Consider the following 26,996-nt stretch of genomic DNA (forward strand, 5'->3'; position numbering starts at 1 on the left):
GAGTGTGAAGCGTGTCACGAATTGGTCGAGCGCCGATAACGGTTCCAAACGGGGTGAATATCACCATCCAGGACCATTTCATTACGGTGAAGGGGCCGAAAGGGGAACTTTCGCGCAACCTGCATCCGGACATGATTCTGGATTACAGCGATAATACGATCACCGTCCAGCGCCCCACGGACGCCAAGCATCACCGTGCGCTGCACGGCCTGACGCGAGCCCTGGTCAACAATATGGTCAAGGGCGTGACCGATGGGTTCAAGAAGGATCTTGAAGTAATCGGTGTCGGTTTCCGTGTGGAAGCCAAGCCCCGCGGTGTGCTGCTCATGGTGGGCTTCACCCACGGTGTGTTTGTGCCGGCTCCTCCGGGAATCAAGATTGAAGTGCCGAAGGCCAACAATATTTCGGTCAGCGGCTGCGATGTGGAGCTGGTCGGCCAGGTGGCGGACGGCATCCGTGCCGTGAAGAAGCCGGAGCCGTACAAAGGCAAGGGCATCCGTTACGCGGGTGAAGCCATTAAGATCAAGGCCGGAAAGACTGCGAAGTAATCACACGCTGTTGCCGGTCCCATGGGGACTTGGCACCTGTGAGTTAAGGAAATCTGTACGCCATGTCAACGATAGCCGTTAAAAGAGCCAAGAGCCGCATCCGCCGTAAAAAGCACATCCACAAAGTGGTGGTCGGCACCCCTGAGCGCCCGCGTCTCGTGATCTTCCGCTCCATGCGGCAGATCTATGCTCAACTGGTGGATGACCAGACCCGGACCACCATCACCGGCGTGTCTTCGCTGAGCCCCGAACTGCGCGAAAGCGTGGCCAAGCTCAATCCGAGTCAGACCGGCCAGGCGGTGGGCGAGGCCATTGCGCGCAAGGCGCTGGAGAAGAATATTCAGACGGTCGTCTTTGACCGCAACGGTTTTCCGTACCACGGCCGGGTAAAGGCCTTGGCAGAGGGTGCCCGCAAGGGTGGTCTTCAATTCTAAAGGAATAGATGAACGATCAAGCAGAACGCGGCCCGCGGCGTCGGGAACGGGAACGTGATAGCGAATACGCCGGCGGCGAATCGCTGACCGAAAAAGTAATTACGATTAACCGCGTCGCCAAGGTAGTCAAGGGCGGCCGGAACTTCTCTTTCAATGCCGTGGTCGTGGTCGGTGACGGCAAGGGCCGCGCCGGATTCGGCATGGGCAAGGCGAATGAAGTTGTGGACGCCATCTCCAAGGCGACCCAGCAGGCGAAGCGCTCGCTGAAGCGCTATCCGATCGTGGGCACCACGCTGCCGCACGCCACCAACGGCAAGTTCGGCGCGGGGAAAGTCTTCCTCCGCCCGGCGTCACCCGGTACCGGTGTCATCGCCGGCGGTTCGGTGCGCCTGATCATGGAATGCCTGGGCGTGCGCGACGTGCTGAGTAAAGTGATGGGGACCAACAACCCGCACAACGTTGTCAAGGCCGTGTTTGAGGCTCTCGAAGGCCTGAACGACGTCCGACTCGTGGCCGAACGCCGCGGGATCTCGATTCGCGAAGTCTTTACCCTCTGAAGTTACAACCCTGTGCGGTGCGATGGATAAGAAGCTTAAAGTCACTCTGAAGAGAAGCACGATTGGCCGGCCCCGGACGCAAAGACTGACGGTCAAGGCCCTGGGCTTCCACCGTCTGCATGAGACGCGTCTGTTTCCGGATAACCCCGCCACGCGAGGGATGATTAACAGCGTGTCCCATCTCCTGGATTGGGAAGAAGTTCAAGCTTAGGGATTAACGCATGTCTTTGAATAATCTCCGACCGGCTGCCGGTTCCACTCATTCGAAAAAACGTCGTGGTCGCGGATCCAGCTCAGGATTGGGCGGAAGCGCGGGACGTGGCGAAAAGGGATACTATTCCCGCAGCGGTTCTACCCACAAGCGCGGCTTCGAAGGCGGCCAGATGCCGATTCATCGCCGTCTCCCCAAGCGTGGGTTCAAAAATATCTGGGCTGATGCTATTCAGGTGGTCAACCTCCGCGACCTCGCCCGGCTGCCGGAAGGTGCGATCATTGAGCCGGAGACCCTCAAGAAGGCCGGTCTGATCCGCAAGGTATCGGTCCCGGTGAAGATCCTCGGGGAAGGCGATGCAACTCGCGCCCTCGAGATCCGTTCCTGCAAGGTGTCGGCCACGGCTGAAAAGAAAATCACGGAAGCGGGCGGTAAGGTGGTTGTCGCCTGATGTTAGACCGCTACACCAATATCTTCAAGATCCCCGAACTGCGGGACCGCATTCTGTTCACGCTGCTGATCTTCCTCGTGTACCGCATCGGCGGGCACGTGCCGGTGGCGGGCATCAATGCGGCGGCGCTGGCCGAGTTCTTCCGCCAGAACGCCAACACGCTGTTCGGACTGTATGACATGTTCGTGGGCGGGGCTTTCCAGCGAGCCACGATTTTCGCCCTCGGCATCATGCCGTACATCTCGGCCTCGATTATCTTCCAGCTCATGGGCACGGTGGTTCCGTACTTCCAGAAGCTGCAGAAGGAAGGCGAGGAAGGCCGTAAGAAGATCACGCAGCTCACGCGTTACGGCACGGTGGTTATCGCCGCGCTTCAGGCCGGCGGCGTTTCGATCTTCCTGGAGAGACTGGTGGCGTCATCGGGCGCGCCGGTAGTCCCCAACCCGGGCTTCGGTTTCCGTTTTCTGACCATGGTGACTCTCGCGGCGGGCACGACGCTGATTATGTGGCTGGGTGAGCAGATCACCGAGCGCGGCATCGGCAACGGCATTTCGCTGCTGATCTTTATCGGTATTATCGACCGCCTCCCCTACGCCATCATCGAGGAAGCGCAGATGGTTCAGGCCGGCACGCGCCACATCATGGTGGACGTGCTCTTCGTGGCCATGCTGTTCGCGATTACGATGGCGGTGGTGGCGCTGACCCAGGGCATGCGCAAGATTCCGGTTCAGTATGCCAAGCGCACCGTGGGCCGCAAGACCTACGGCGGGCAAAGCACCCACATTCCGCTGCGCGTCAATTCCGCCGGCGTGATGCCCATCATTTTCGCTCAGTCGATCATGTTCATCCCGGGGTCGGTTGCAACCTTCCTTCCCGAAGGCGGTTTCCGCGACGCGCTGGTCAACGTGTTCTCGACTCACGGCGGCACCTACCTTGTTCTTGAAGCGCTGCTGATCATCTTCTTCACCTACTTCTACACGGCCATCGTGCTCAATCCGGTGGACCTTGCGGACAACATGAAGAAGAACGGCGGCTTTATCCCGGGCATCCGCCCCGGCAAGCAGACGTCGGATTTCATTGACTCGATTCTCTCCCGTGTGACGCTGCCGGGCGCGATTGCGCTGGCGCTGATTGCGGTCATTCCCACGATCATCGTTTCACGGTTCAATGTATCCTATAACTTTGCGTCCTTCTTCGGAGGGACTACGATCCTGATCGTGGTCGGTGTCACTCTGGACACCCTGCAGCAGGTCGAGTCCCACCTCGTGATGCGGCATTATGAAGGACTGATGAAGTCCGGCCGTATCCGCGGTCGCCGCCGGATGTAACTCCCGTCGTCATGCACTTTCCGGAACAGCGCGGATGTCGAAATATACTCTGATTCTTCTCGGAGCGGTTGGGGTGGGGAAGGGCACGCAAGCCCAACGCCTGTCGCGGAATCTGGGTGTTCCCCAGATTTCCACCGGGGACATTCTGCGGGCCGAAGTTCAGGCGGGTTCCGACCTCGGACTGAAGGCCAAAGAGATCATGAACCGGGGCGATCTGGTTCCCGATGAAGTGATCATCGAAATGGTGCGCAAGCGTCTGCTCGAAGATGACGCTGTGCGGGGAGCGATTTTCGACGGTTTCCCGCGGACCGTTCCCCAGGCACAGGCGTTGGATGGACTGCTTGCCGAACTGGAGCTTCCGGCTCCGAGAGTCATCTCCATTGAAGTGCCGGAAGAGGTTATCATCGAGCGGTTGTCGTCACGGCGGGTGTGCACCACCTGCGGGGCGACCTTCAACGCCGCGATGAACGCCCAGGCTATCGAGCAGCACCGCTGCCCCAAAGGCAAGCCCAACATCATCCAGCGCGATGATGACAAGCCGGATACGGTGCTGGCGCGACTGAAAGTGTACGAAGAGAAGACGTTGCCACTGGTGAACTATTACCGGAAGAACGGCGCGCTGAGGCCGGTGTCGGGACTGGGGACGGAAGACGAAGTCTTTGCCCGCATTCTCATCGCTATGGATCCGGAGCTTTCGTGATCATTGTCAAGACGGACCAGGAAATCGAGTTGATGCGTCTTGCGGGGAAGATCCTCGCCGGCGCCTTCGACGTGGCCGGACCCATGATGAAGCCCGGCACCGTTGCCCGCGATGTGGATCGCATGGTTGAGGAGTACATTCGCGCCGCGGGAGCGGTTCCCGCGTTCAAGAATTACCCCAACCAGAACGGCAATCCTTTCCCCGGTTCCGTGTGCTTCTCCATCGATGCGGAAGTCGTTCACGGCATTCCCGCGGGACAGATCCTCACGGAAGGCACGATCATCGGTCTGGACATCGGCGTGAAGTTCAAGGGGTATTATTCCGATGCCGCCCGGACCTACGCCATCGGGCAGATTGACGCCCCAAGGCAGAAGCTGCTGGACGTTACGCGTCACGCGCTCGACTTGGGCATCGCCCAGGCTTACGCCGGCAACCATCTGTCCAACATCGGGCACGCCATTCAGGTTTATGTGGAGTCGCACGGGTGCAGCGTGGTTCGCGACCTGGTGGGACATGGAGTGGGACGCCGGCTTCACGAGGATCCGCAGGTCCCCAATTACGGCGAAGCAAATCGCGGTCCGATCTTACGCAAGAACATGACTCTGGCCATCGAGCCCATGATCAACCTCGGCACGCACGAGGTGGACATGATCGGCGAATGGCAGGTCCTGACCCGAGACAGGAAACCCTCGGCGCATTTTGAACACACCGTGGTCGTCACGGACACCGAGGCTGAAATCCTGACTCTATGAATGTAAGACATCGCAGTAACAATAACGCACGGCCAGCGGAGAAACCCGTTACGACGAAAGAACAGGCGATAAAAGTGGATGGCGTGATTGAGGAGTGTCTCCCCAACGCCACGTTCCGCGTAGTCCTGGAGAATCAGCACAAGGTGCTGGCTCATATCTCCGGGAAGATGCGGATGCATTTTATCAAGATCCTGCCGGGTGACCGCGTGACCGTCGAACTGTCCCCTTACGATCTGCATCGCGGCCGCATCACATACCGGTACAAATAGCCGGCTGGTCCAGAAGTTTGACACTCTTTAGAGATCCGAACGTATGAAAGTCCGCACGTCCGTCAAGAAAATGTGTGAGCACTGCAAGATCGTCCGCCGTCGCGGCCGCATCTACATCATCTGCTCCCGGTCCAAAAAGCACAAGCAGCGGCAGGGTTAAACCTCCGACTGTTCGGTTCACGCACACTGATTTTTTGAGGCATATCCAGTTATGGCGCGTATAGCCGGTATTGATATTCCCCGCGACAAACACATTGATGTGGCGCTGTCCTATGTCTACGGCATTGGCCGCCCGCTCGCGCTGAAGATTCTGGCCGATTGCAACATTGATCCGAACAAGCGCACCCACCAGCTCTCCGACGCCGAATTGGCGGCCATCCGTAATATCGTTGCGGAGATGAAGGTGGAGGGCCCGCTGCGCGCCGAGATTCAGACGAACATCAAGCGTCTGATGGACATCGGCTGCTACCGTGGACTGCGTCACCGCAGGGGTCTGCCCGTGCGTGGACAGAACACGAAGAACAACGCCCGCACCCGCAAGGGGAAGAAGAAGGGGCAGGTCATTCACCGGGCCGCGGCCTCCAAGTCGCCCACGGGCAAGAAGTAAGCGTATCGGCGCCGGCGCGGCGGGACTCTGGGTTCCGATGCGCAGGCCTTAGATCCATGAAACGGAGATAATCAGCTTTGGCTACGCAGAAAAAAGAGACCAAGAAGAAGAAGGAACGCGTCGAGGCGACCGGTGTGGCTCACATCAAGTCGTCCTTCAACAATACCATCGTCACCATTTCCGACAATTACGGGAACACGATTTCCTGGGCGTCGGCGGGCAAGATGGGCCTTCGCGGTTCGCGCAAGAACACGCCGTTCGCTGCGCAGCTCGCCGCGGACAACGCCGCCAAAGCGGCCATCGCCCTCGGTCTGCGCAAGGTCGTCGTCGAAGTGCGCGGTCCCGGTGGCGGTCGTGACGGCGCGATCCGGTCTCTGGCGGCCTCCGGCCTGACGATCATGTCGATTCGCGACGTGACTCCGCTTCCGCACAATGGCTGCCGCCCTCCCAAGCGCCGCCGCGTGTAACGGATTTTCCGGTGCGGGCTTCGCCCTGCGCAATTACCAGTATCTTTTCGCTTTTCAAATTTTCGCTTTTTCGATTTCCTAATAGGGGTCTATGGCTCTTAATCACCAACCCGTCTGCCGCATCTGCCGCCGTGAAGGGAAGAAGCTCTTCCTCAAGGGCGACAAGTGTCTGGGACCGAAGTGCACCTTCGATAAGAAGGGCTATGCTCCCGGCATGCACGGTCGCACCCGTCGCGGCAAGATTTCGCAGTACGGGATCCAGCTCCGTGAGAAGCAGAAAATCCGCGAGACTTACGGCATGCTCGAACGGCAGTTCCACCGCTTCTTCGGTGAAGCGCAGCGTCAGAAAGGCGTGACCGGCGAAAACCTGCTGGCCATGCTGGAAAGCCGTCTGGACAACGTCGTCTATCGGATCGGTTTCGCCAGTTCCCGGCGGCAGGCACGCCAGCTCGTGCGTCACCGCCATTTCCTCGTCAACGACCGCATTGTGAACATTCCGTCGTTTGTGCTCCGGCCTAATGACCGGATCCGGGTGCGTGAGCGCTCGAAAAAACTCGCGGTGATTCACGAAGCGATGCAGAAAGCCCGCGATGCGAAGATGATGCCCAATCTTCAGCTCGATAAGGCCAAGATGGAAGGACAGTACACCGCCGTTCCCAATCGCGCGGAGATTCCTTTCGAAGCCAACGAGCAGCTTGTCGTCGAGCTTTACTCCCGTTAATCATTCTGCGAGGAGATACATGAACGGTTTGAATTTCCAGATGCCCGAGGCGGTGGAGATTGATGAATCGACCCATACCGACACGTATGGCAAGTTCATCGTACAACCCCTCGAGCGCGGCTATGGCGTTACCATCGGTAACAGCCTGCGTCGTGTACTCCTGTCCTCCCTGCAAGGCGCCGCCATTGTCTCGATCAAGGTGGATGGCGTACTGCACGAGTTTTCCACGATTCCCGGCGTCAATGAAGACGTGACCGAAATGGTTCTGAACTTGAAGCAGGTGCGCTTCAAGCTGCTGAACAAGAAGCCCGACAAGGTCGTGCTTCATATGCGGGGACCGAAGGAATTCACCGCGCGCGACATCCAGATCGGCAACAACGAGTTCGAAGTCCTGAATCCCGACCTTCACATCGCGAACCTTAACCGCGACGCCGAAGTGAAGATGGAACTGCAGATCCGCAAAGGCCGCGGCTATGTGCCCGCCGAAGAGAACCGCCCCACGGACGCGCCCATCGGCACGATCCCGCTGGATTCGATCTTCTCGCCGATCCGCAACGTGACGTATACGATCGAGAACACCCGCGTCGGGCAGCGCATCGATTACGAAAAGCTGACCCTCGAAATCTGGAGCGACGGTTCGATTACTCCGGATGACGCCCTGACCTTCGCCGCCCGCACCCTCCGCGATCATATCCAGCTATTCATCAACTTTGACATCAAGCCCGAGAAGGAAGAGGAAGAGGACATTGACGAAGAGACGCTCCATATCCGCAAGCTGCTGCGCAAGCCGGTTGAGGATCTGGAACTGTCCGTGCGCAGTGCCAACTGTCTGAAGGAAGCCCGCATCCGCACCATCGCGGACCTTGTGCGCCGCGAAGAGCCGGAAATGCTCAAGTTCAAAAACTTCGGACGCAAGTCGCTGGTCGAACTCAATGAGATCCTCAAGACCAAGGGGCTGCATTTCGGGATGGATGTGGACAAGTATCTCAACCCCGACTACGAGAAGAAATGAGACATCTGAATAAAGGGCGGCAGCTCAATCGCAGCGCCAGCCATCGCAAGGCGCTTATGGAGAACCTGGCACAGGAACTCTTCCAGCACAAGCGCATCCGCACGACGCTCGCCAAGGCCAAGGAACTCCGTCCCTTTGCCGAGAAGCTCGTGACCATCGCCAAGAAGAATCACCTCGCCGCGCGCCGTCACGTCCTCGAGTTTCTGACCCGGAAGTCGGTGGTGAAGAGTCTGTTCGATGAGATCGCTCCGACCTACGCCGAGCGCAACGGCGGCTACTGCCGCATCATCAAGCTCGACCGCCGCGCCGGTGACGCCGCTCCGCTCGCGATCATCGAACTGGTGGGCTATGAGGGCGCGATTATCGCCGCCGCGGAAGCCAAGCACTCCCGCAAGAAGGAAGCCGACGAAGAGAAGGCCAAGCCGAAGTCGCAGCGCAGCACCAAGGCCAAGACGAAGAAGGCCGAAGAGGGCGAAGCCAAGCCGAAGCCCAAAGCCAAGGCCAAAGCGTCTCCCGCGCCGAAGAAGGCCGCGTCCAAGAAGGCATCCAAGGCCGAAGGCACCAAAGCCGCTCCCAAGTCTACGCGCACGCGCAAGACCGGCGAAAAGTAAGCTCGATTTGATTGACATAGAGCCACATCCGAAAGGGTGTGGCTTTTTCATTTCTTCCGGTGCCGTTGCTTTTCCCGTCTGCCATGCGTATATTTGAAAAATATCAGGTTCCGCCCGATTCTGGAACGCTTTGCCGTGCCCGCCTTTTTGCTTTTGTTATATAATAAATAACAGTATCTTGTGCTATGATGGAGAGCGGAACTCAGGAATTTGACCGAAACGCAACTCAGACACGCGCTATGACTACCCGAGACATCCCCCGCACACCTCACGGTTCTACACTCTCCTGCAAGGGCTGGCTTCAGGAAGCCGCCCTGCGGATGCTGCTCAATAATCTCGATCCCGATGTCGCCGAAGACCGCGAACAGCTTATCGTCTACGGCGGCGCAGGCAAGGCCGCGCGCAACCGCGACGCGCTGTTTGCCATCCTTGATGCCCTGAAGAAGCTCGAAAACGACGAAACGCTGCTGGTGCAGTCCGGCAAGCCTGTGGGCGTGGTGAAAACCCACGTCGATGCCCCGCGTGTGCTGATTGCCAATTCCAATCTGGTACCGCAGTGGGCCAACTGGCCGTACTTCCATGAACTGGAAGCCAAGGGCCTGATCATGTACGGTCAGATGACCGCAGGCTCCTGGATCTACATCGGCACGCAGGGCATTCTGCAGGGCACGTACGAGACCTTCGCTTCCCTTGCCCGAAAACATTACGATGGCTCCCTGAAAGGCAAGTGGGTGCTTACAGGCGGCCTTGGCGGCATGGGTGGCGCGCAGCCCTTATCCGTGACGCTCAACAACGGCGTGGCGCTGTGTGTGGATGTGGATCCGACGCGCATCAAGCGCCGCGTGGAGATCGGTTACTGCGACCGCGGCACCGAAAGCCTCGATGAAGCGCTGGCTTGGGTCGCCGAGTATACCCAAAAGGGTGAACCGCTCTCCATCGGTCTGCTGGGCAATTGCGCCGACGTGCTGCCCGAGCTGCTGCGCCGCAACGTGATTCCCGATGTGGTCACCGATCAGACATCTGCGCATGACGAACTCAACGGCTATGTGCCCAACGGCATCTCCTTTGCCGAAGCGCTGAATCTGCGCAAGAGTGATCCGCAGGAGTACATCCGCCGCAGCGTACGCTCGATGGTCATTCACACGCAGGCAATGGTGGACTTCCAGAAGTGCGGCGCCATTACGTTCGATTACGGCAACAACCTGCGCGGCCAGGCCTTCAAGGCCGGTTATGCCGACGCCTTTGCCTACCCGGGTTTTGTGCCTGCCTACATCCGTCCGTTATTCTGTGAGGGCAAAGGTCCCTTCCGTTGGGCGGCGCTGTCGGGAGATCCCAAAGATATTTACACCATCGACGCGGAGATCCTGCGGCTGTTCCCGAATGACGCCGGCCTGCATCGCTGGATCAAGGATGCCACGCCGAAGATTCCCTTTCAGGGGCTGCCCTCGCGCATCTGCTGGTTCGGCCAGGGGGACCGTGCCCGGATGGGACTGGCGATTAACGAACTGGTGCGTACGAAGAAGGTTTCCGCGCCCATCGTGATTGGCCGCGATCATCTCGACACCGGTTCGGTCGCGTCGCCCTATCGCGAAACCGAAGCCATGAAAGACGGCAGCGATGCCATTGCCGACTGGCCGATTTTGAACGCCTTGGTGAATACGGCATCCGGCGCATCGTGGGTGAGCTTCCATCACGGCGGCGGTGTGGGCATCGGCGCTTCACTGCACGCCGGGCAAGTCATCGTCGCCGACGGCACCGAAGCTGCCGCAATCCGTTTGCAGCGCGTGCTGACCAACGATCCCGCAATGGGCCTCTTCCGCCACCATGATGCCGGCTACGAAACCGCCACCGAAACCGCCGTCAAACATAACGTCAAAATACCCGGTCTGAATTTCTGATAGACACTCAGCGGAACCTCTTCATGACTCTTGAAAACCTTCTGCTCGAACAGGACGGCCCCGTTGCCGTCGTTACGGTGAATCGTCCGCGCGCTCTGAATGCCCTCAACATTGCGACGATGATGGAACTGGAAACGGTCATCTCCGATCTGGAGAAACGGCCGGATGAGGTGCGCGCGGTGATCATTACCGGAGCGGGGGAGAAGAGCTTTGTCGCCGGTGCGGATATTCCGGAGATTCATGAACTGGATCTGATTGCAGGAAAAGCTTTTGCCGCACGTGGACTGCGCATCTATTCGATGATTGAAAAACTGCGCGTGCCCGTCATCGCCGCGGTCAACGGCTTTGCCTTGGGCGGCGGCTGCGAATTGGCCATGGCCTGCCATCTGCGCATCGCGTCCGAAAACGCGAAGTTCGGCCAGCCGGAAATCAATCTCGGCATCATTCCCGGCTATGGCGGCACGCAGCGTCTGCCGCGCCTTGTGGGTCGCGGACGGGCGCTGGATCTGCTGCTGACCGGGCGGATGATTACCGCAGCGGAAGCTCTCCAATGGGGTCTTGTCAACGCCGTTGTCCCGCCGGCAGAGTTGCTCCCCACAGCCCGCAAACTGGCCGCTGATCTTGCATCCAAGGCTCGTCTCGCATCGTCAGCGATTCTTGAAGCGGTGGATGAGGGCTTGCAGGTGGGACTCGATCAGGCGCTGCAGGTGGAAGAGAATCTCTTTTCCATTTGCTGCGGCACACAGGATATGAAGGAAGGCACTTCGGCCTTTCAGGAAAAGCGCAAACCCGAATTCATGGGACGCTGAGACGCATGGCAGATGTGCTGATCCGCAACATAGGACTGCTGGCATCTCCGCGGTTTGCTGACCGTGACGAGACACTCCGCAGCGTCGTGAAGATCCAGGGCGCGGCCATCCTCATTCAAGATGGCCGCATTGCTGATGCAGGCCCCGAGGCGGATGTTTTGCGCCGCGTGCCGCAGGGAATTCCCCATTATGATGCCAAGGGTTGCCTTGCCCTGCCCGGCCTGATCGATTGCCACACCCACCCGGTATTTGTCGGTAATCGCGCCGCCGAATTCCATCTGCGCAATGCGGGCAAAACCTATCTGGAAATTGCGGCGGCGGGCGGCGGCATTCAAGCGTCCGCGCGCAAGGTGCAGGCTGCTCCCGTGGAGCAGATCGTCGCAGAGTCGTTGCCGCGCTTTCACCGGTCTCTTGCTTGCGGCGTCACCACCATCGAAGCCAAGTCCGGCTATGGTCTCGACTGGACAGGCGAACTCAAACTGCTGGATGCGCTGACGGAAATCAAGCGGCGCATCCCCCAGCGAATGCACCGCACCTTTCTGATTCATGCCCTGCCTTCCTCCTATGCCAACCGCCGCGCGGAGTTCTGCGATGAGGTCGTGACGCGGATGATTCCGGCCGTGGCGGCGGGGAAACTCGCCGCATGGGTGGATGTCTTCTGCGAGACCGGCGCTTTTACGGTGGAAGAGTCGCGGCGCTTTCTGCTGGCGGCCAGGGAACATGGTCTCGGCTGCATGGTGCATGCCAATCAGTTCGGCCATTCCGGCGGAGCGTTGCTGGCGGCTGAGATTGGCGCGCGCAGCGCGCATCATCTCGAGTATCTGAACGATGCGGAAATGGACGCCATGGCGGCGGCGGGTGTGGTGGCGGTTGCGTTGCCTGCCAGCGTATTCTTCCTCGGAAATTTGCCGTATCCCTCCGTCAGGACTATGATCGCACACCGGATGCGTGTTGCTGTCGCGTCGGATATGAATCCCGGTTCGTCGATGACCGAGTCGCTGCCCTTCTGCCTCACGGCCGCGGCGGTCTACTGCAAGATGACCCCTGAAGAATTGCTCTGGTCGGTGACGCTGGATGCGGCGCGGGTGCTGGATGCGGATCATGATGTCGGTTCGCTGGAAGTGGGACGTCACGGCGACGTAAGTCTCTGGAACATTCCGGATCTGGAATCCTTATCCTATCACTTCGGAGACATGCGCGCGGCTGCCGTCCTGATGAGCGGCGACCTCGTGTGGGAAAACTGCGATGCAACCCGGCACTATTGACATCGGCACGTCCGGCTGGAAGTTCGACGATTGGGCGGGTACATTCTACCCACTGCGCGTGCCGCAAACCAAGTGGCTCGAATACTATGCCGCTCGCTTTCCCATCGGCGAACTCAACAGCACGTATTATCGCATCGCTCCCACATCCGTGTATGAGGCGATTGCCCGGAAAACTCCGCCGCAGTTTCGGCTGTTTGCCAAAGTCCATGCGGATGTGACTCACAAACGCGAGAATCCGGAAACGTCGCTGCGTAATCTGCTGATTGCTCTCGATCCGCTGCAAAGTGACGGCAAACTGCTCGGCCTGCTGGCCCAATTTCCCGGCAACTTCCGGTATGTGCCGGAGAGTGTGGATTACCTGAAGAGTTTGCGCGATCTCTGTAAAGGCATCCGTCTGTGCGTGGAATTCCGCCACCGTAGTTGGGCCGGTGACGAAGCTCTTCAGCAGATCAGGGAGCTTGACTTGACCTGGGTCTCTCCCGACGAGCCGCCGCTGCCTGATCTGATGCCACGCCGGTTTGTGGCGACGTCGGATATTCTTTATGTGCGTCTGCATGGACGGAACGCCGCGGCGTGGTACAATCGCGAAGCCGGCGACCGCTATGACTATGAATACTCCACGGAAGAACTGACGGAAATCGGCCGGGAGATTCTTGCTGCGGAGGCGCCCGCCAGGCGCGGCTACGTGTTGTTCAACAATTGCTACGTGGGAAAGGCTCCACGCAACGCGTTGTGGTTGAAAAACTACTATGCCGCTTTGCTGGAAACCGGAGGAGATCAAGAGCCGTCTGATGGCTTCACTCTTTCAGCACATTAGCCAATCGGCCAACGCCGACCTCTGGGAACGCTTTCGGCTGCCGTCTATGGAACTGGACAGGTTGATCGATACGGCGCGGGCGCTGGGGTTCTCCGTCCGGCAGCCTCCCTACGCGAATGACACCGGATCGTTTGTCCAGATCGATGATGCGCAGCGGGTGCTGTGTATTGCCGAGCCCTCGGGCCTTGCGCCGTCACCCTTTCACATTGACCCCGAACCGTTCTCCGTGGCTTTCACCGATTCCGCCGAGGCCATCCGCGAGTACCGGAAGTGGACCGCTGCGTCCGAGGACGAATTGCCGGTGGTTCTGGATGCCGATGGAGTGCCCGCAGAGTTCGGCGCTCCGCTGGCGGTGATTCTGCGCAATGAGGAGCGGGCCGCGTGGCTCAGCCTCGAGGCTACAGTCCTTCGCTCGATGCAGACGCTCAACCAGCTCGATCTCGAGGCGGAACCGCTGTTCATGACGCTCAGTCACACGGTTCATGAAATGCTGGCCCCTGACCTGCTCGCCATCCGTATGGAGTCGCCCGGGGATTTCTGGCCGGGCAAAACACCGGAGTGGGTGTGGGTGGATGCGCGCGACGATCTGACCGACGTTATTCCCGCCTTGACACCGCGGCTCCAGCGATTACTGTACCGCCGCGAGCGCAGCATGTTCATCGAGGATATTTTAGCGGCGCCGGACGTGCTGGTGAATTCGGATGAGCAGACGCCGCCGCTGGCGTCGTCTTTCCTGCTCCCGCTGATTTGCGGCGCCAAGTCGATTGGCATGCTCATGCTGTTCTACACGCGGCGGCTGTCGCCGCTTCCGGGTGAAACCGAAGCGGTGGAAGTGGTAAGGCACGAGCTATCCCATTTACTGGACCGCAGCCGCACCCATCTGCTGATGCAGCGTATGGCGACGGTCGATGGCTTGACCAATCTCTTCAATCACCGTTTCTTCCGCGACCAGTTGCGCACCGAGTACCAGCGCGCGCTGCGCTATGGAAAGATGATGGCGGTGATTATGGTCGACATCGACAATTTCAAGAGTTACAACGATACCCACGGCCACCTCGCGGGAGACCGTGTGCTGTCAGAGACCGCGCGCACGATTAAGGCCGCCGTGCGGGACATCGATTTTGTCGCGCGCTATGGCGGCGAGGAGTTCGCGCTGATTCTGCCGGAAGTGGATGCCGGCGGCGGCATGGTGGTGGCGGAGAAGATTCGCAAGGCGGTGGAAGCTCAACGGTTCATTTCCGAAGATGGCGAAGCCATCGGTTCGATTACCATTTCCTGCGGCGTGACCGATAACACCGGCGCAAACGGGCCGGAGGAACTCATCGCGCGCGCCGATCGCGGCCTGTACTGGGTAAAGCGCCATGGCCGCAACCGCGTGCGTCTTTCCGTCGCGGAGCGTGATGAGTAAGCCGCCGTTGAAGGTACTGTTCGTTACGTCCGAGGTGACGCCGTTCAGCAAGACCGGCGGGCTGGCGGATATCAGTGCCGCCCTGCCTAAGGCGCTCGCCGCACAGGGGTGTGACGTGCGCGTGATAACGCCGCGCTACGGGTTCATCAGCCGCGAGAAGTACGGCATCCGGCTTGACGGCACGGGGGCCGGATTTTCCGTGGACCTGCACGGGCATTCGGTCAAGGTCGCGCTCTCCCACGCTGCCGATTCGCAGCCGGGGCTTCAGTTTCTCTTTGTGGAGTGTGACCCGCTGTTTGACCGCCCCGGCCTGTATGTGGATCCCTTTACGAATCGCGACTATATCGATAACGATTACCGCTTCATCGTTCTCTGCCGCGCCGCAATGGAGGCGTGTCGCCTCGGCGAATGGACTCCGGATATTGTGCATTGCAACGATTGGCAAACAGGGCTGGTTCCGCTGTATCTGCATTCGGCGCGCGTCGCGGGCGAATTGACGCCACTGCGCTCCGTGTTCACCATTCACAATATTGCCTATCATGGCATGTTTGGCGGCGACGCGGCTCGCCGGGCGGGAGAAGCCCAGCGCTATTTCTTCCCGGGCGGTCCGGTGGAATTCTACGGCTATCTGAGTTTTCTCAAAGCAGGACTGGAATTCGGCGACGCGCTCAATACGGTGTCTCCGACCTATGCGCGTGAAATCGAAACCACCGGCGATTACAGTTTTGGTTTCGACTCGATCCTGCGGGCGCGGGGGGAACTGTCGGGCATTCTGAACGGCATCGATTACGATGTCTGGAATCCCGCCACGGACCCCGCTCTTGCCGAACGCTACGACGCCTCGTCGCTCGAAAAGAAGGAACAGAACAAACGCGCGCTGTGTGCCCGTATCGGATTGGCCTATGATCCGGCGGTGCCGCTGATCGGAATGGTCACGCGCATCGTGGCTCAAAAGGGTTTTGAAATCATTGCGCCGGTGCTGCGCGAGATTCTCAGTCTGCCCGCGCAACTCGTGCTGCTGGGGAGTGGCGATCCCTATTTCGAGCATCTGTTCCGCGAAGCCGCGCATGTTTTTCCGGACCGGCTCGCGGTGCACATCGGATATGATGAGGACTTCTCGCATCAGATCGAAGCGGGCGCGGACATGTTCCTGATGCCGTCCAAATTCGAACCCTGCGGCCTGAATCAGATGATGAGCATGCGGTATGGCACGCTGCCCATCGTTCGGGCTACGGGCGGCCTGGCCGACACGGTGATCGATGCCGGCGCAGGTGCTTCAAAGGGCACGGGGTTCAGCTTCAGCGACTACACTCCCGAAGCGCTGCTGCAAACGGTCAAACGCGCAACGGCGGCCCGTGCCGACGCAACGCTCTGGCGCGCCCTGCAGACCAACGCCATGGCGCAGGACTTTTCCTGGAAACGATCCGCCAAACGGTACATGGACCTCTATGCAAAGACCCTCAAGGCCAAGCCGCGGGTGATCCTATGAGACGTCTGCTCGTAGCGCTGCTGCTCTGGGTGCCTTGTGCGCTCTTTGCTCAAACCGCTGCCAGGTGGACGAAGATTCTGCCCTCGGCAACGGTCCAGTTGCGCGATCCGCGCTGCGTCTCGGTTTCGCCCGAAGGGCTGATTTACATCGCCGATACCGGACATCACCGCGTGGTTGCCGTCGATACGACGGGCCGCCTTGTGGCGGAGACGGGCGGCCTCGGCAATGCCCACGGCCAGTTCCGCTGGGCGCGGGCGATCATCGCCGACCGTGGCAATGCGGTGTGGGTTCTTGATTACGGCAACCGTCGCATCGAGCGCTTCACCCGGTCGCTGGAGTACCAGGGCACGTTCACGATCACGCTGCCGAATGATGATACTCCGCACCAACCGGAAGCTATGGCCATGTCACCGCAGAGTGATCTGTATATCTACGATCGCGATGCCGGCCGCCTCGTGCGTTACGATCCGCTCTTCAGCGCGCAGGCCGAAATAGGCAGCGGAGGCGGTTCGCAATTTGTGACGAATGTCGCCAGCATCGCCTGCGTTTCCGCGCATGGCCTGTTCTGGTGGGAGCGGGGCAGCAACGAAATCCGGCATGCGGACGGTCTGCTGAATCCTGCCGCGCCTCTGAGGCTCGGCGCCGCGCCCGAAGACCTGCGTCTCGCGCCGGCGGATTCCTGCCTGCTGTATGCCACGCCCGCGGGGATCTTTCGCCAGTGCTTGCAGGCGGCGCCGTCGGATACTTTGTTCTCGCTGGCCGAGCTTTCGGCGGCGGGAGTCACTCATATTGCCGGTCTGGCCATGGTGCCGGACCATGTTCTCTACGTGTTGGACGGTGGCACCGCCGCCGTATATCGGGTCAATCTGCTGCGGGAGTGAATGCCCACGACGCGACGGTTTAACGTCCGCAATGGGCGGCGTGCATCCAGGCCGCTTGCTATTCTTCTTCTGATGTGGGTGCCGCTGGTTGCGGCAGCGCTTCCGCTGCGGTCGGGGTCTGTGACCTTCACCGCAACCGCGCCGCGCGACACGCTGTTCACCCTGCCCGTAACGTGGGTGGTGCTGGACTCCGTGCATGTGTCGCGTAATGGAACGCCTATCTCCGAGTTCGCCGATTGGCGCATCGCCGAACCGGGTAACCGGATCTGGATCTACCGTCCGCTGGGACCCAGCGATACGCTGCGTGTGGCGTATGTTTACGAACCGATTCCGCTTTACCGCTCGTACGTGCGCCACAGCTTAAGGGAAATCGGACGCGAAACCACGGCGCATGCTGCGGGAGATACGTCGCGCATGGTGCCCGCGTTCGCACCGCAGAGTGCCGCGCTGGAAGGGTGGAGCCGCCTGGTCAAATCCGGATCGCTGATTCGCAGCGTGCAGGTGGGAACGGGACAGGACTTGCAGCTTGAATCCGCGCTGAATTTGCAGGTGCAGGGACGTGTCGGCAGAAATGTGGACGTGGTGGCGGCGTTAACAGATCAGTCCACGCCCATCCAGCCCGAGGGCACCACCGAGACGCTGAACGAGCTGGAAAAAATTTTCGTCTCGGTGCGCAGTCCGCATCTTTCCACCACGCTCGGCGACTACACGTTGGATCTGCCCGGCGGCCAGTATGACGGCTACACGCGCAAACTCACCGGAGTGTTCGGCGAGGCCAACTACGGCGGCATCAAAGCGATGGGCGGTGGCGCGGTCAGCCGGGGCCAGTTCTTCACCAACACGTTCAACGGGCAGGAAGCCAACCAGGGTCCCTATCCGCTGCACGGCAAGAACAATGAGATCGGCATGGTGGTGCTGGCCGGGACCGAGAAGGTCTGGCTGGACGGGCAGTTGCTGCGGCGCGGCGAAGACAACGATTACACCATTGATTACTCGTCCGGCGAAGTAACCTTCACCCCGCGCCGCGTTATCACCTCCGATTCGCGCATCGTGGTGGACTTCGAGTACGCCAAGGAAGACTATCAGCGCTTCTACAGCGCGGGTCGGATTGAAGGTGCCACCGCTGATGGTCGTCTGGGCGGCACGGTGACCTTCATCAATGAATCCGATGACCGCACGCGCCCGGTGGGGTTCGTGCTGAATGATGCGGACCGCGCGCGTCTTGCCGCCGTCGGCAACAATCCGGATTCGGCCATTGCCTTTGCCGGCGACACCACCAGCGCGCCGCGCGAATATGTGCAGGCGGACACCACGCTCGACACGCTGCACTATGCGATTTTTGTCTACGCGCCGCATGACTCGCTGCATCCATTGTGGCACGTGCTCTTTGACGATTTCGGTTTGGGCAATGGTGAGTACGACGCCGCGGCGGACACCTTGGGCCACACCTATTTTCGCTGGGTCGGGCCGACTCGCGGGCGCTACCGTCCCTTCCGGAGGCTGCCGCTCCCGCAACAGCATTCCGTGGCCGATGTGCGTGTAAACGGTTCGCCTGTCACCGGACTGACTCTTACGGGCGAAGTGGCCATGAGCAGCCGCGACCTGAATACCTATTCGTCTCTCGGCGACAAGAACAACAACGGCACGGCCTACACCGCAGGGGCGCGGTTGGACCGCAAAGAGCCGCAACTCTGGTTCGTCAAGCCGTACAGCGTTGGGGCGGACGTTCAGATCCGGCATCGCGATCAGCGCTTTGTCGAACTCAGCCGGGTCTCCGAAGTCGAATTCCAACGGGACTGGGACGTCGGTGTGAATAATGGAGTCGCCGAGACTATTCGCGAGGGCAATGCGCGGGTTAATCCGGTTCAGAATTTGTCCCTGTTCGGCGGCTATGGAGATCTCAGCCGCGCGCAGGCCTTTTCTTCACAGCGCCGCACGCTGGGGATGTCGGCCAGCCTATGGCAATGGAATCTCGCGGCAAATCATCTGTCTCTCCAAAGCGACGATTCGCTGACTCAGCGCCGCGGCAACTGGATCCGCCAGAGTGGCCGGCTGAACGGAATTTTGGGCAAGGGATTTCTGGCGAGGTTTGCGCCGCGCTTCGGCGCCGACCGGGAAAATAAAAAAGACCGAATCGGCACGACCCACGCCGGTTTCCGCTATCTGGAATACTTCAGCGGCATGGGAATTTCGCTGCCGCATGATCTGAGTATGGATGGCGAATACCGCGACCGCAGCGACGATCTGCTCGGCAGCGACGGAGTGTTTCGCAAATCGGCTCATGCCTACACTGTCTCCACCGAAACCGCTTGGACACCGGCAGACGGCGGACGGACTTCACTGCGTTACGTGCACCGCGAAAAATCCTATGCCACGCTGGACTCGTCCAACATCTCAACGGATGTGGGCCGGCTCGAAACCCTGATCGCGTCGAATAACCGCCTGATCGAGGCCAACGCGACCTATGAAGTGGCCAAAACGCGCAGCCAGAATCAGGTTTTGATTGCGGTGCAGGTGCCGCCCGGCACGGGCAACTACCGGTTCGAGAATGGCCACTACATCCCCGACGATCAGGGAAATTATCTGCTGGTGCCGCGTTTCACCGGCGATTTTCAGCCGGCGACGGAACTCAATCTGAACACGCTGATTTCCGTGCGCCCCGATGAGCTTCTTCCGAATCAGACGTCGCCCTGGCTGCACGCGCTGTCCACCGAAACCGAGGTGGTAATCGAAGAGAAGACGCGGCGCAACCTGAGCGCAAGGCTGTTGCTGCTCGATCAGTCTCAATACCGCGGCGATTCGACGCTCTCCGGCGACCTGTCCTTCCGCCAGGATCTCAACGTCTGGCGGCTCAGCCAGAAGTTTGCGCTGCGCATGCGCTATCACGAAACGCAGTCGCTGCAGAATCAATATTTGAACGGCGGACAGGGGCACACGCTGCGGGAAGGCAGCGCCCGCGTTCGCGCGAAATATTTTGCCATGTGGCGCGGCGAGACCGAAACCACGGTCTCGCGCGAGACGTTCCACTATGGTTCGGGAATCTTCCCGAATCGCGATATCACCCGCTTCGATCTCTCCCAGATCAATACGGTCACGCTGTCGGACAAGTGGGAAACGGGCGCGGACCTGCGCTTCAGCGAAGCGCAGGACGAGCGCACATCCACGCAGATGAGCGTGAAGGAACTCAAGCCCCACGCCGCGCTGACGCTGCTGGGCAAGGGCCGTCTGGATGCGGAATTCTCGTGGGTGCACGCGTCATCCAATAAGACGGCGATCCCCTTTGAACTGGGCCGGGGTGCCAACCGCGGCGAGAACCTGCGGTGGGATCTGCGGGGGACTTACCAGTTCGGCCAGAATTTCTCGGGATCGGTGAACTACACGGCGCGCCGCGACGCGGGAGAGCAGATCTTCCATACGGGCCGCCTTGAAGTGCGGGCGTCGTTCTGATGCGGTACGTTCTTTTCATAGCGCTGCTTCTCCTTGGCATGGCCCTGAACGCCACGGCCGCGGGTAAGTTCGTCTTCCACGGGAACCGCAAGTTCTCGGGCGGGGAACTGCAGCAATTGCTTGATGTTTCCGATCCAACCTCCGCCGGTGCGGATACCATCGCGAGCCGTGTCAACGGCCTGGCGGACTCGCTCATCGCGCGCGATTTCCTCTTTGCCCGCGTGGACAGTTCTCACTGGGTCGATGGCCGGCGCGGACGGCGAGAATTGCACGTGTATCTGCATGAAGGGCCGCTGGCGCGCATTTCGTCTCTGCGCTGGATGGGAGACAGCCTGAAGGTTTCGCCGTCCGTCAGAGGCAAGATCCTGTGTACGCCGGGATCGGTGTTTCACTGGAGCGATCTGCAATTCGACACCGATCTGCTGTTGACGTTCTTTGAGAATTCCGGCTATCCCTTCGCCAAAGTGGACGTCGCCAAACTGGAGACGGATTCGGCTGAAACTTCGGTGGACGTATGGCTGTCGGTTACAGCGGGGCCATTGACGCAGATCGAGTTCGTGTCGTTCCCCGGCAACCGGCAGACGCGCGACGCATTCTTGCGGCGTGAAACCCGTCTGCGCCGCAGCGAGCCGTATGATCAACGCAAAGTAGAATCGGCGCGGCGGCGCCTGGTGCGTCTGGATTTTGTGAAGCGCGCGGGACCGGGTGAAATCGCCGTTAATGAGGCCGGTCAAACCGGAGTGCGTTTCCCGATTGAGGAAGCGCGGTCGACGCGGCTGGATGCGGTGGCCGGTTACCTGCCGCAATCGAAAGGGCAGAAGGGGCTGCTCACCGGCCTGGTCAATGTGGAGTTCCTCAATCTGTTCGGTGGTGGCCGGCGTGCACGCGTGCATTGGGAGCAGCCGGATCGCCGCGTACAGGCTGTGGATGTCGCCTACCGCGAGCCGTGGATCTTCAACCAGCCCCTCGCGCTGCGGCTGGATTTCGGGCAGCGGATTCAGGATACGCTCTATGTGACGCGCAAACTTGGCGCGCAACTCGAACTGGAGCTGCCGGGCAATCTGTCGGTGTGGGGCGCGATCCATCAGGAATCCGTATTTGCCGACTCGCTGTCGTCGGCCCTCTACGGTTTACCCAACAGCAACACGACTTTCCTGGAATCCGGAGTGTCGTTCGACACGCGAGACCATCCCACCAATCCGCGTGGTGGCGTGTTCTTCTCCACTCAGGCAGGGACGGGCTGGCGCCACCGCGAACGCGTCGCGTCGTCCAACGAACCTGCCGGATCATTCCAGCAGACGCGCGGCGGCATCGACGCCGAAGTCGCCCGCGAGGTCTTTCCCTTCTGGATTGCGGATGTCAGCCTGCACGCCAAGGCGCTGGGCACGACCGAGCCTGAAGTGCTGCTGCCCGATCTTTACCGCCTTGGCGGCGCCCGCACGCTGCGCGGCTATCGCGAGGAACAGTTTCTTGGCTCGCGTGTGGGATGGACTTCGGCGGAATTGCGCTATTGGCTGGGTCCTGCGTCGCGCGTCTTCCTTTTTTGCGACGTGGGCAGTGCCTACCGCCAGCAACATGTAAATTCGGTGGCGCAGACCACTACCCTCGTCCGTGCGGGCTCGGGTATCGGACTCCGGCTGGAGACCGATCTCGGAGTCTGGGGATTCGATTACGGCATCGGACAGGGCGATAAGCTTTTGAGTGGGAAGTTGCATATCTCCCTGCTCAGTTCGTTTTGAGCATCACCGCTATGCAGCGGAGATGCGCTTTGAGTTAACGCAAGACCATGTGCCTTCCGCCGGTCCTTCGGGACGCGCGCGGCAGAGCCGTGCGGCCTTGCCCTTTGATATTATAACAAAGCAATTGTACGCGTGAAAAGAGAACTCATTATCAACTCCACCGTCACGGAGGCCCGCATTGCGCTCCTCGAAGACGGTGTGCTGGTCAACCTGTTTGTGGAGCGTCCGGAGCATGAACGCCACGTCGGCGACATCTATAAGGGGATTGTGCGCCGGGTAATGCCCGGTATGCAGGCCGCCTTCACAAACATTGGTTGGGATGTGGACGGTTTCATTCATTTCTCCGATCTGTTCCAGTCCGCCGTGGACATGGCCGAAGGTGTGGAAATGGATGAGGTGACGCTGCCGGAAAAGAAACCCGGTTACAAGCGCGCCTATAAGCCCCGTCCTGAATTGAAAGCCGGCCAGGAAATCCTGGTGCAGATTATCAAAGAACCGCTGGGCACCAAGGGACCGCGCTTAAGTTCGCAGATCTCCCTTCCTGGCCGGTTCCTTGTACTGCTGCCGGGCGACAACCTGATCGGTGTGTCCAAGCGCATTCCCGATCCCCGGGAACGCAAACGGCTTCGCAGCATTCTGAAGCAGCTCAAGCCCGAAGGCTTCGGCCTCATCTGCCGCACCGTGGGAGAAGGCAAGTCCGACGACGAAGTGCGCCGCGACTTGCGCGCCCTGCTTCGGCTGTGGACCATGATCGAGAAGCAGATCGAAAAGGGCGGTGCGCCGTCCCGCGTCCACAAGGAAGCAACGCTGACCTCCAGCGTCATCCGCGACCTCTTCGGTCCGGACATCGACCGCGTGGTGGTGGACGATCCCAAACTCTACCGCGAGATCCGCGCCTATGTGCGCAGTGTGGCGCCCACGCTGCTGGATCGCGTCCTGCTGCACAGCATGCAGGAAGATCCGATCTTCGATGCCTACAAGATCGAGTCGGAAATCGAGAAGGGCATTGCGCGTAAAGTGTGGTTCGGCGGCGGCAGTTACCTGATTATTGAGCAGACCGAAGCGGTCGTGGCGATTGACGTCAACTCCGGCCGCTTCATGGGACGCGAGAATCAGGAAGAGAACAGCCTCAAGGTCAATTTGAAAGCGGTGCAGGAGATTGCCCGCCAGCTTCGCCTGCGCGATCTGGGCGGCATCATCATCCTCGACTTCATCGATCAGACCGAAGAGCGCAGCCGCAAGAAGATTTATGAAGCCATGAAGGTCGCGCTCAAGGATGACCGCGCCAAGTGGGACATCGCGCCCATCAGCCAGTTCGGCATCATGGAAATGACGCGCCAGCGCACCAAGAGTTCGCTGCTCTACACCTTTAATGAGCCCTGCCCCACCTGTGGCGGCACGGGCATGGTGGTGGTCAAAGAAACGGTGGTGACGCAGCTTCAGTCGTGGGTGCGCCGCTTCCGGGCGCGCACGGGCGAGATGGGGCTGACGATCCGCGCCAATCCCGAGATCGTAGATTTCATCACCAAAGGCATGCGCTCTCATCTGCGGCAGATCATGTGGGACTCCTTCACCTACATCAAGCTCGAACCGGATGCCGGCCTCAAGCTGGAAGAGTTCAAGTGCTTCAGTTGGAAACAGAAGAAGGAAGTCACCGAAGACTACCGCGGCTGAGTCTCAGATCCCCTCACGTCGCCCAAATCCCCGAAGCCTGTCGCTGGTATCCGAACGTGGCCTTCCGCCCGGCAGCAGGGGAGAGATGTCCCGGGTGTCGGTGCCCTTTTGCCTTGCGGCACAAGCGTTTTGCCTTTCAGACCGCCCGAATTCGCCGTCAGCCGCCTTTCGAGCGACGCACGAGGGGATTGGAGGTTGGGAGGACAAGCACTCTGATCCATAGCCCTGCGGCATATCGTCATACTTATCATCGCTTTACGTCAGACGCCGGAGGGAGATCGGAATCCTGAAGTTCGTGCCGTGACAAAGTTTGTCTTGACATTTTAACTTGGATTCCGTATCTTCCTAAGCTTTTAAACAAACCAGTTGTGAACCCCATGTACGCTGTCTTTAGTATCGTTGGCCGGCAGGTCAAGGCCCAGCCCGGCGAAACTCTCCGCTTGGATTTCATCCTCTCCGCCAAGGAAGGCGACAAGCTGGCCTTCGACAAGGTGCTCTTACTCTCCGATGGCAAGGATGTCCGTGTCGGAACGCCCTATGTAGGGGCCAAGGTGCTCGCCACGGTAATCTCCCATGGCCGAACCAAGAAGATTATCGTTTACAAGAAGAAGAAACGCACGGACTCGCACAAGAGGCAGGGACACCGCCAGCAGTTCACTACGGTTCACATCGATTCCATCGAAGCCTGATTGAGGTCATCTAATGGCGCATAAAAAAGGACAAGGTTCTTCCCGCAACGGGCGTGACAGCCAGCCGAAAATGCTGGGTGTCAAGCGCTTTGCCGGGCAGACCGTACTCGCAGGCGAGATCATCGTTCGCCAGCGCGGCACTCGCATCCATCCCGGACTGCACATCGGCATGGGCCGCGATCACACGTTGTTTGCCCTCATTTCCGGCAAGGTCAAGTTTGAGACCAAAAACGCCGGTACCCGCAAACTCGTTCACATCGAGCCCGCTCCCGTCGAGGCTTAAATCCCGGTTTTGCTGCCCGGTGCCGCCGTGGCTCTGCGAACTTCGCTCCGCTATCTCTGCGCGGTCCCCCTTTGGTGGCCGCGCTTGTTTTTTTCTCCCCCTACAAGGATTCAACTTTGGCAGATCAACCGCTTGCAAAAGGAAGGCGGCGGCCCGGTCTGAACCCAACCCTAAACTGGAAATGATCCCATGAAAGTCACCGTCATCGGCGCTGGTAATGTCGGCGCATCTGTTGCTTACGCGCTCGCCCAAAAGGGCATCGCCAACGAAATCGTGCTTGTTGATGTGGTGGAAGGCATTCCGCAGGGCAAGGCGCTGGATATGTACCAGTCCGCCCCGGTGGAAGGATATGATTCGCGCGTAATCGGTACCAACGGTTACGGCGAAACCGCCAATTCCGATATCATCGTGATGACCGCCGGCAAGCCCCGCAAGCCCGGCATGTCCCGCGAAGATCTGCTCGCCGTCAATATCGAAATCGTCAAAGACGCCGTCGGCAAAGCCTCCAAGGTGTCGCCGAACGCCGTCATGATCGTCGTCTCCAATCCTCTCGACGCGATGTGCTACGGCGCGTTGAAGATTTCCGGCTTCAAGTCCAACAAGGTGATGGGCATGGCCGGTATTCTCGACACCGCCCGTTTCCGCGCATTTATCGCCATGGAACTGAACGTCTCCGTCCGTGACATCGACGCCCTCGTGCTCGGCGGCCACGGCGATACGATGGTTCCGCTCGCCGGCAAGACCACCATTGGCGGCGTGCCCCTCACCAGCCTTATGTCCAAGGAAAAGATTGACGCCATCGTTACCCGCACGCAAAATGGCGGCGCGGAACTTGTCAAGCTGATGGGCACCAGCGCCTGGTATGCTCCGGCCGCCGGCACCGTGCAGATGGTGGAGAGCATCATTCTCGACAAGAAGCGCGTTCTGCCTTGCGCCGCATGGCTGCAAGGTGAATATGGCATGAAAGATTTGTACATGGGCGTTCCCTGCGTCCTCGGCAAAAACGGCGTCGAGAAGATTCTCGAAATGCCGCTGACCAACGACGAAATGGGCATGTTCAAAGCGTCCGCCGACAAGGTTCGCGCCACCGTCGCCGAGACCAAACTGTAAGATCCACCGCTCTTTCCTCCGCCCCTTTCTCCATTTCATGGGGAAAGGGGTTGGGGGATAGGGGGCTGCACTCTCAGCCGCATGCGAGCCGAAGCGTCGGGAATATGTTCATTCAAATTTTGAGAATTTCAGACTTTTAGATTTCCTTATGAAAACTGTTGGTGTCGTTCTCGCCGGTTGCGGCTTTTTAGATGGCGCGGAAGTTCACGAGTCCGTGCTTACCCTCCTTGCACTCGACCGCGCCGGAATTTCGTACCAGTGTCTCGCGCCGGATATTCCGCAATATCATGTTGTCAACCATGTGACGGATGGTGCGATGAATGAGACGCGCAATGTGCTCGTGGAATCGGCGCGCATCGCGCGCGGCAACATAAAGCCGCTTGACGGCAGTTGGGTTGAAAAACTTGATGCCGTAATTTTTCCCGGCGGTTTCGGCGCTGCAAAAAACTATTGCGATTGGGCGGTCAAAGGTGATGAATGTACAATTGACCCGGCTATAGAATCCTTCCTATGGAAAGTTATCGCAGCAAAGAAACCTGTCGGTCTTCTTTGCATCTCGCCTCTCGTTTTTGCGAGAGCCTTCAAAGGCAAGGAACTGTCCGTTAAACTTACGGTCGGCGCGCCTTCACCGGCATCCGCGAGCGTCGAGAAATTCGGCGCGAAACATGTCATGTGTCCGGTAACGGAAGTGGTTGTAGATCGCGAGAATAGAATCGTGAGTACGCCCGCGTACATGTACGACGCGCGCATTGCCGACGTCGCGCAAGGAATCGATAAACTCGTGAGCGAGGTCATCTCGCTCATGAGCGTGTGAAATTG

At 59.6% G+C, this 26,996-nt stretch carries 29 protein-coding genes; all 29 read left to right on the plus strand.

The genetic code is table 11. The annotated features are described in order from the left end of the window. The first annotated feature begins 11 nt into the window (after window positions 1-11). The 29 genes from rplF to elbB all read left to right on the plus strand — a co-directional run bounded on the left by rplF (window position 12) and on the right by elbB (window position 26,991). The gene (gene rplF, locus VGL38_11305) at window positions 12-548 is read left to right on the plus strand and encodes a 50S ribosomal protein L6 (GenBank protein HEY3296012.1); all 537 of its coding nucleotides are present in this window, start codon (window positions 12-14) and stop codon (window positions 546-548) included. Window positions 549-610: 62 nt separating this feature from the next. After that, complete coding sequence (gene rplR, locus VGL38_11310) at window positions 611-982, plus strand: 50S ribosomal protein L18 (protein HEY3296013.1); 372 nt, start codon at window positions 611-613, stop codon at window positions 980-982. Between the two features lie 8 nt (window positions 983-990). Beyond that, window positions 991-1,539, plus strand: coding sequence for a 30S ribosomal protein S5 (gene rpsE / locus VGL38_11315; GenBank protein ID HEY3296014.1), 549 nt, complete (start codon window positions 991-993; stop codon window positions 1,537-1,539). Between the two features lie 22 nt (window positions 1,540-1,561). After that, complete coding sequence (gene rpmD / locus VGL38_11320) at window positions 1,562-1,750, plus strand: 50S ribosomal protein L30 (GenBank protein HEY3296015.1); 189 nt, start codon at window positions 1,562-1,564, stop codon at window positions 1,748-1,750. 10 nt (window positions 1,751-1,760) lie between these two features. Next, window positions 1,761-2,201 carry a 50S ribosomal protein L15 gene (gene rplO, locus VGL38_11325; GenBank protein ID HEY3296016.1) on the plus strand — a complete coding sequence of 147 codons (441 nt, stop codon included), beginning with the start codon at window positions 1,761-1,763 and terminating at the stop codon, window positions 2,199-2,201. Then, window positions 2,201-3,529: a preprotein translocase subunit SecY gene (gene secY / locus VGL38_11330; GenBank protein HEY3296017.1), complete on the plus strand. Its 1,329-nt coding sequence runs from the start codon at window positions 2,201-2,203 to the stop codon at window positions 3,527-3,529. Before rplO ends, secY begins: the two co-directional genes overlap by 1 nt. Before the next feature lie 34 nt (window positions 3,530-3,563). Continuing rightward, a complete protein-coding gene (locus tag VGL38_11335) occupies window positions 3,564-4,229 on the plus strand; it encodes an adenylate kinase (GenBank protein ID HEY3296018.1) in 666 nt (221 codons plus the stop codon). Then, window positions 4,226-4,981 (plus strand): type I methionyl aminopeptidase, encoded by a 756-nt coding sequence (gene map / locus VGL38_11340; protein ID HEY3296019.1) that lies wholly within the window; start codon window positions 4,226-4,228, stop codon window positions 4,979-4,981. Before VGL38_11335 ends, map begins: the two co-directional genes overlap by 4 nt. After that, on the plus strand, window positions 4,978-5,250 hold the full coding sequence (gene infA / locus VGL38_11345; protein HEY3296020.1) for a translation initiation factor IF-1: 273 nt from the start codon (window positions 4,978-4,980) through the stop codon (window positions 5,248-5,250). Before map ends, infA begins: the two co-directional genes overlap by 4 nt. A 43-nt stretch (window positions 5,251-5,293) precedes the next feature. Next, window positions 5,294-5,410: a 50S ribosomal protein L36 gene (gene rpmJ / locus VGL38_11350; protein HEY3296021.1), complete on the plus strand. Its 117-nt coding sequence runs from the start codon at window positions 5,294-5,296 to the stop codon at window positions 5,408-5,410. 51 nt (window positions 5,411-5,461) lie between these two features. Next, window positions 5,462-5,857: a 30S ribosomal protein S13 gene (gene rpsM, locus VGL38_11355; protein ID HEY3296022.1), complete on the plus strand. Its 396-nt coding sequence runs from the start codon at window positions 5,462-5,464 to the stop codon at window positions 5,855-5,857. A 77-nt stretch (window positions 5,858-5,934) separates the two neighbouring features. Beyond that, the gene (gene rpsK, locus VGL38_11360) at window positions 5,935-6,324 is read left to right on the plus strand and encodes a 30S ribosomal protein S11 (protein ID HEY3296023.1); all 390 of its coding nucleotides are present in this window, start codon (window positions 5,935-5,937) and stop codon (window positions 6,322-6,324) included. Window positions 6,325-6,415: 91 nt separating this feature from the next. After that, window positions 6,416-7,045: a 30S ribosomal protein S4 gene (gene rpsD / locus VGL38_11365; GenBank protein HEY3296024.1), complete on the plus strand. Its 630-nt coding sequence runs from the start codon at window positions 6,416-6,418 to the stop codon at window positions 7,043-7,045. Between the two features lie 19 nt (window positions 7,046-7,064). Then, a complete protein-coding gene (locus VGL38_11370) occupies window positions 7,065-8,057 on the plus strand; it encodes a DNA-directed RNA polymerase subunit alpha (GenBank protein HEY3296025.1) in 993 nt (330 codons plus the stop codon). Continuing rightward, a complete protein-coding gene (gene rplQ / locus VGL38_11375; protein ID HEY3296026.1) occupies window positions 8,054-8,668 on the plus strand; it encodes a 50S ribosomal protein L17 in 615 nt (204 codons plus the stop codon). The genes VGL38_11370 and rplQ overlap by 4 nt, the downstream gene beginning before the upstream one ends. A gap of 239 nt (window positions 8,669-8,907) precedes the next feature. Next, the gene (gene hutU / locus VGL38_11380; GenBank protein HEY3296027.1) at window positions 8,908-10,566 is read left to right on the plus strand and encodes a urocanate hydratase; all 1,659 of its coding nucleotides are present in this window, start codon (window positions 8,908-8,910) and stop codon (window positions 10,564-10,566) included. A 23-nt stretch (window positions 10,567-10,589) separates the two neighbouring features. Beyond that, window positions 10,590-11,375 (plus strand): enoyl-CoA hydratase-related protein, encoded by a 786-nt coding sequence (locus tag VGL38_11385; GenBank protein ID HEY3296028.1) that lies wholly within the window; start codon window positions 10,590-10,592, stop codon window positions 11,373-11,375. A 5-nt stretch (window positions 11,376-11,380) separates the two neighbouring features. Next, entirely contained in the window at window positions 11,381-12,640 is a 1,260-nt protein-coding gene (gene hutI / locus VGL38_11390) for an imidazolonepropionase (GenBank protein HEY3296029.1), read from the plus strand. Next, the gene (locus tag VGL38_11395) at window positions 12,621-13,457 is read left to right on the plus strand and encodes a DUF72 domain-containing protein (GenBank protein ID HEY3296030.1); all 837 of its coding nucleotides are present in this window, start codon (window positions 12,621-12,623) and stop codon (window positions 13,455-13,457) included. Before hutI ends, VGL38_11395 begins: the two co-directional genes overlap by 20 nt. Further along, the gene (locus tag VGL38_11400) at window positions 13,432-14,865 is read left to right on the plus strand and encodes a GGDEF domain-containing protein (GenBank protein HEY3296031.1); all 1,434 of its coding nucleotides are present in this window, start codon (window positions 13,432-13,434) and stop codon (window positions 14,863-14,865) included. The genes VGL38_11395 and VGL38_11400 overlap by 26 nt, the downstream gene beginning before the upstream one ends. Next, a complete protein-coding gene (gene glgA / locus VGL38_11405) occupies window positions 14,858-16,354 on the plus strand; it encodes a glycogen synthase GlgA (GenBank protein HEY3296032.1) in 1,497 nt (498 codons plus the stop codon). Before VGL38_11400 ends, glgA begins: the two co-directional genes overlap by 8 nt. Further along, the gene (locus VGL38_11410; protein ID HEY3296033.1) at window positions 16,351-17,235 is read left to right on the plus strand and encodes an NHL repeat-containing protein; all 885 of its coding nucleotides are present in this window, start codon (window positions 16,351-16,353) and stop codon (window positions 17,233-17,235) included. Before glgA ends, VGL38_11410 begins: the two co-directional genes overlap by 4 nt. Then, window positions 17,236-20,682, plus strand: coding sequence for a hypothetical protein (locus tag VGL38_11415; protein ID HEY3296034.1), 3,447 nt, complete (start codon window positions 17,236-17,238; stop codon window positions 20,680-20,682). Beyond that, window positions 20,682-22,421, plus strand: a complete 1,740-nt coding sequence (locus tag VGL38_11420; GenBank protein HEY3296035.1) for a BamA/TamA family outer membrane protein — start codon at window positions 20,682-20,684, stop codon at window positions 22,419-22,421. The genes VGL38_11415 and VGL38_11420 overlap by 1 nt, the downstream gene beginning before the upstream one ends. Before the next feature lie 132 nt (window positions 22,422-22,553). Further along, window positions 22,554-24,095: an Rne/Rng family ribonuclease gene (locus VGL38_11425; protein HEY3296036.1), complete on the plus strand. Its 1,542-nt coding sequence runs from the start codon at window positions 22,554-22,556 to the stop codon at window positions 24,093-24,095. Between the two features lie 377 nt (window positions 24,096-24,472). Further along, window positions 24,473-24,784 (plus strand): 50S ribosomal protein L21, encoded by a 312-nt coding sequence (gene rplU, locus VGL38_11430; protein HEY3296037.1) that lies wholly within the window; start codon window positions 24,473-24,475, stop codon window positions 24,782-24,784. Between the two features lie 13 nt (window positions 24,785-24,797). Beyond that, on the plus strand, window positions 24,798-25,067 hold the full coding sequence (gene rpmA, locus VGL38_11435) for a 50S ribosomal protein L27 (protein HEY3296038.1): 270 nt from the start codon (window positions 24,798-24,800) through the stop codon (window positions 25,065-25,067). Window positions 25,068-25,256: 189 nt separating this feature from the next. Continuing rightward, entirely contained in the window at window positions 25,257-26,177 is a 921-nt protein-coding gene (gene mdh / locus VGL38_11440) for a malate dehydrogenase (protein HEY3296039.1), read from the plus strand. A gap of 148 nt (window positions 26,178-26,325) precedes the next feature. Continuing rightward, window positions 26,326-26,991 (plus strand): isoprenoid biosynthesis glyoxalase ElbB, encoded by a 666-nt coding sequence (elbB, locus tag VGL38_11445; protein ID HEY3296040.1) that lies wholly within the window; start codon window positions 26,326-26,328, stop codon window positions 26,989-26,991. The last annotated feature ends 5 nt before the right edge of the window (window positions 26,992-26,996 follow it).

This window comes from bacterium, assembly GCA_036504735.1.
Lineage (GTDB): Bacteria > Electryoneota > RPQS01 > RPQS01 > RPQS01 > DASXUQ01.

Coding starts and splice junctions, on each gene's coding strand:
- VGL38_11410 (HEY3296033.1), top strand. CDS start 16,351: ATGAGACGTCTGCTCGTAGCGCTGCTGCTCTGGGTGCCTTGTGCGCTC.
- VGL38_11415 (HEY3296034.1), top strand. CDS start 17,236: ATGCCCACGACGCGACGGTTTAACGTCCGCAATGGGCGGCGTGCATCC.
- VGL38_11335 (HEY3296018.1), top strand. CDS start 3,564: ATGTCGAAATATACTCTGATTCTTCTCGGAGCGGTTGGGGTGGGGAAG.
- elbB (HEY3296040.1), top strand. CDS start 26,326: ATGAAAACTGTTGGTGTCGTTCTCGCCGGTTGCGGCTTTTTAGATGGC.
- rpsD (HEY3296024.1), top strand. CDS start 6,416: ATGGCTCTTAATCACCAACCCGTCTGCCGCATCTGCCGCCGTGAAGGG.
- glgA (HEY3296032.1), top strand. CDS start 14,858: ATGAGTAAGCCGCCGTTGAAGGTACTGTTCGTTACGTCCGAGGTGACG.
- rplQ (HEY3296026.1), top strand. CDS start 8,054: ATGAGACATCTGAATAAAGGGCGGCAGCTCAATCGCAGCGCCAGCCAT.
- VGL38_11400 (HEY3296031.1), top strand. CDS start 13,432: ATGGCTTCACTCTTTCAGCACATTAGCCAATCGGCCAACGCCGACCTC.
- rpsM (HEY3296022.1), top strand. CDS start 5,462: ATGGCGCGTATAGCCGGTATTGATATTCCCCGCGACAAACACATTGAT.
- infA (HEY3296020.1), top strand. CDS start 4,978: ATGAATGTAAGACATCGCAGTAACAATAACGCACGGCCAGCGGAGAAA.
- secY (HEY3296017.1), top strand. CDS start 2,201: ATGTTAGACCGCTACACCAATATCTTCAAGATCCCCGAACTGCGGGAC.
- rpmD (HEY3296015.1), top strand. CDS start 1,562: ATGGATAAGAAGCTTAAAGTCACTCTGAAGAGAAGCACGATTGGCCGG.
- rpmJ (HEY3296021.1), top strand. CDS start 5,294: ATGAAAGTCCGCACGTCCGTCAAGAAAATGTGTGAGCACTGCAAGATC.
- rpsE (HEY3296014.1), top strand. CDS start 991: ATGAACGATCAAGCAGAACGCGGCCCGCGGCGTCGGGAACGGGAACGT.
- rplU (HEY3296037.1), top strand. CDS start 24,473: ATGTACGCTGTCTTTAGTATCGTTGGCCGGCAGGTCAAGGCCCAGCCC.
- hutI (HEY3296029.1), top strand. CDS start 11,381: ATGGCAGATGTGCTGATCCGCAACATAGGACTGCTGGCATCTCCGCGG.
- rplO (HEY3296016.1), top strand. CDS start 1,761: ATGTCTTTGAATAATCTCCGACCGGCTGCCGGTTCCACTCATTCGAAA.
- mdh (HEY3296039.1), top strand. CDS start 25,257: ATGAAAGTCACCGTCATCGGCGCTGGTAATGTCGGCGCATCTGTTGCT.
- rplR (HEY3296013.1), top strand. CDS start 611: ATGTCAACGATAGCCGTTAAAAGAGCCAAGAGCCGCATCCGCCGTAAA.
- VGL38_11420 (HEY3296035.1), top strand. CDS start 20,682: ATGCGGTACGTTCTTTTCATAGCGCTGCTTCTCCTTGGCATGGCCCTG.
- VGL38_11395 (HEY3296030.1), top strand. CDS start 12,621: ATGCAACCCGGCACTATTGACATCGGCACGTCCGGCTGGAAGTTCGAC.
- hutU (HEY3296027.1), top strand. CDS start 8,908: ATGACTACCCGAGACATCCCCCGCACACCTCACGGTTCTACACTCTCC.
- VGL38_11385 (HEY3296028.1), top strand. CDS start 10,590: ATGACTCTTGAAAACCTTCTGCTCGAACAGGACGGCCCCGTTGCCGTC.
- rpmA (HEY3296038.1), top strand. CDS start 24,798: ATGGCGCATAAAAAAGGACAAGGTTCTTCCCGCAACGGGCGTGACAGC.
- VGL38_11370 (HEY3296025.1), top strand. CDS start 7,065: ATGAACGGTTTGAATTTCCAGATGCCCGAGGCGGTGGAGATTGATGAA.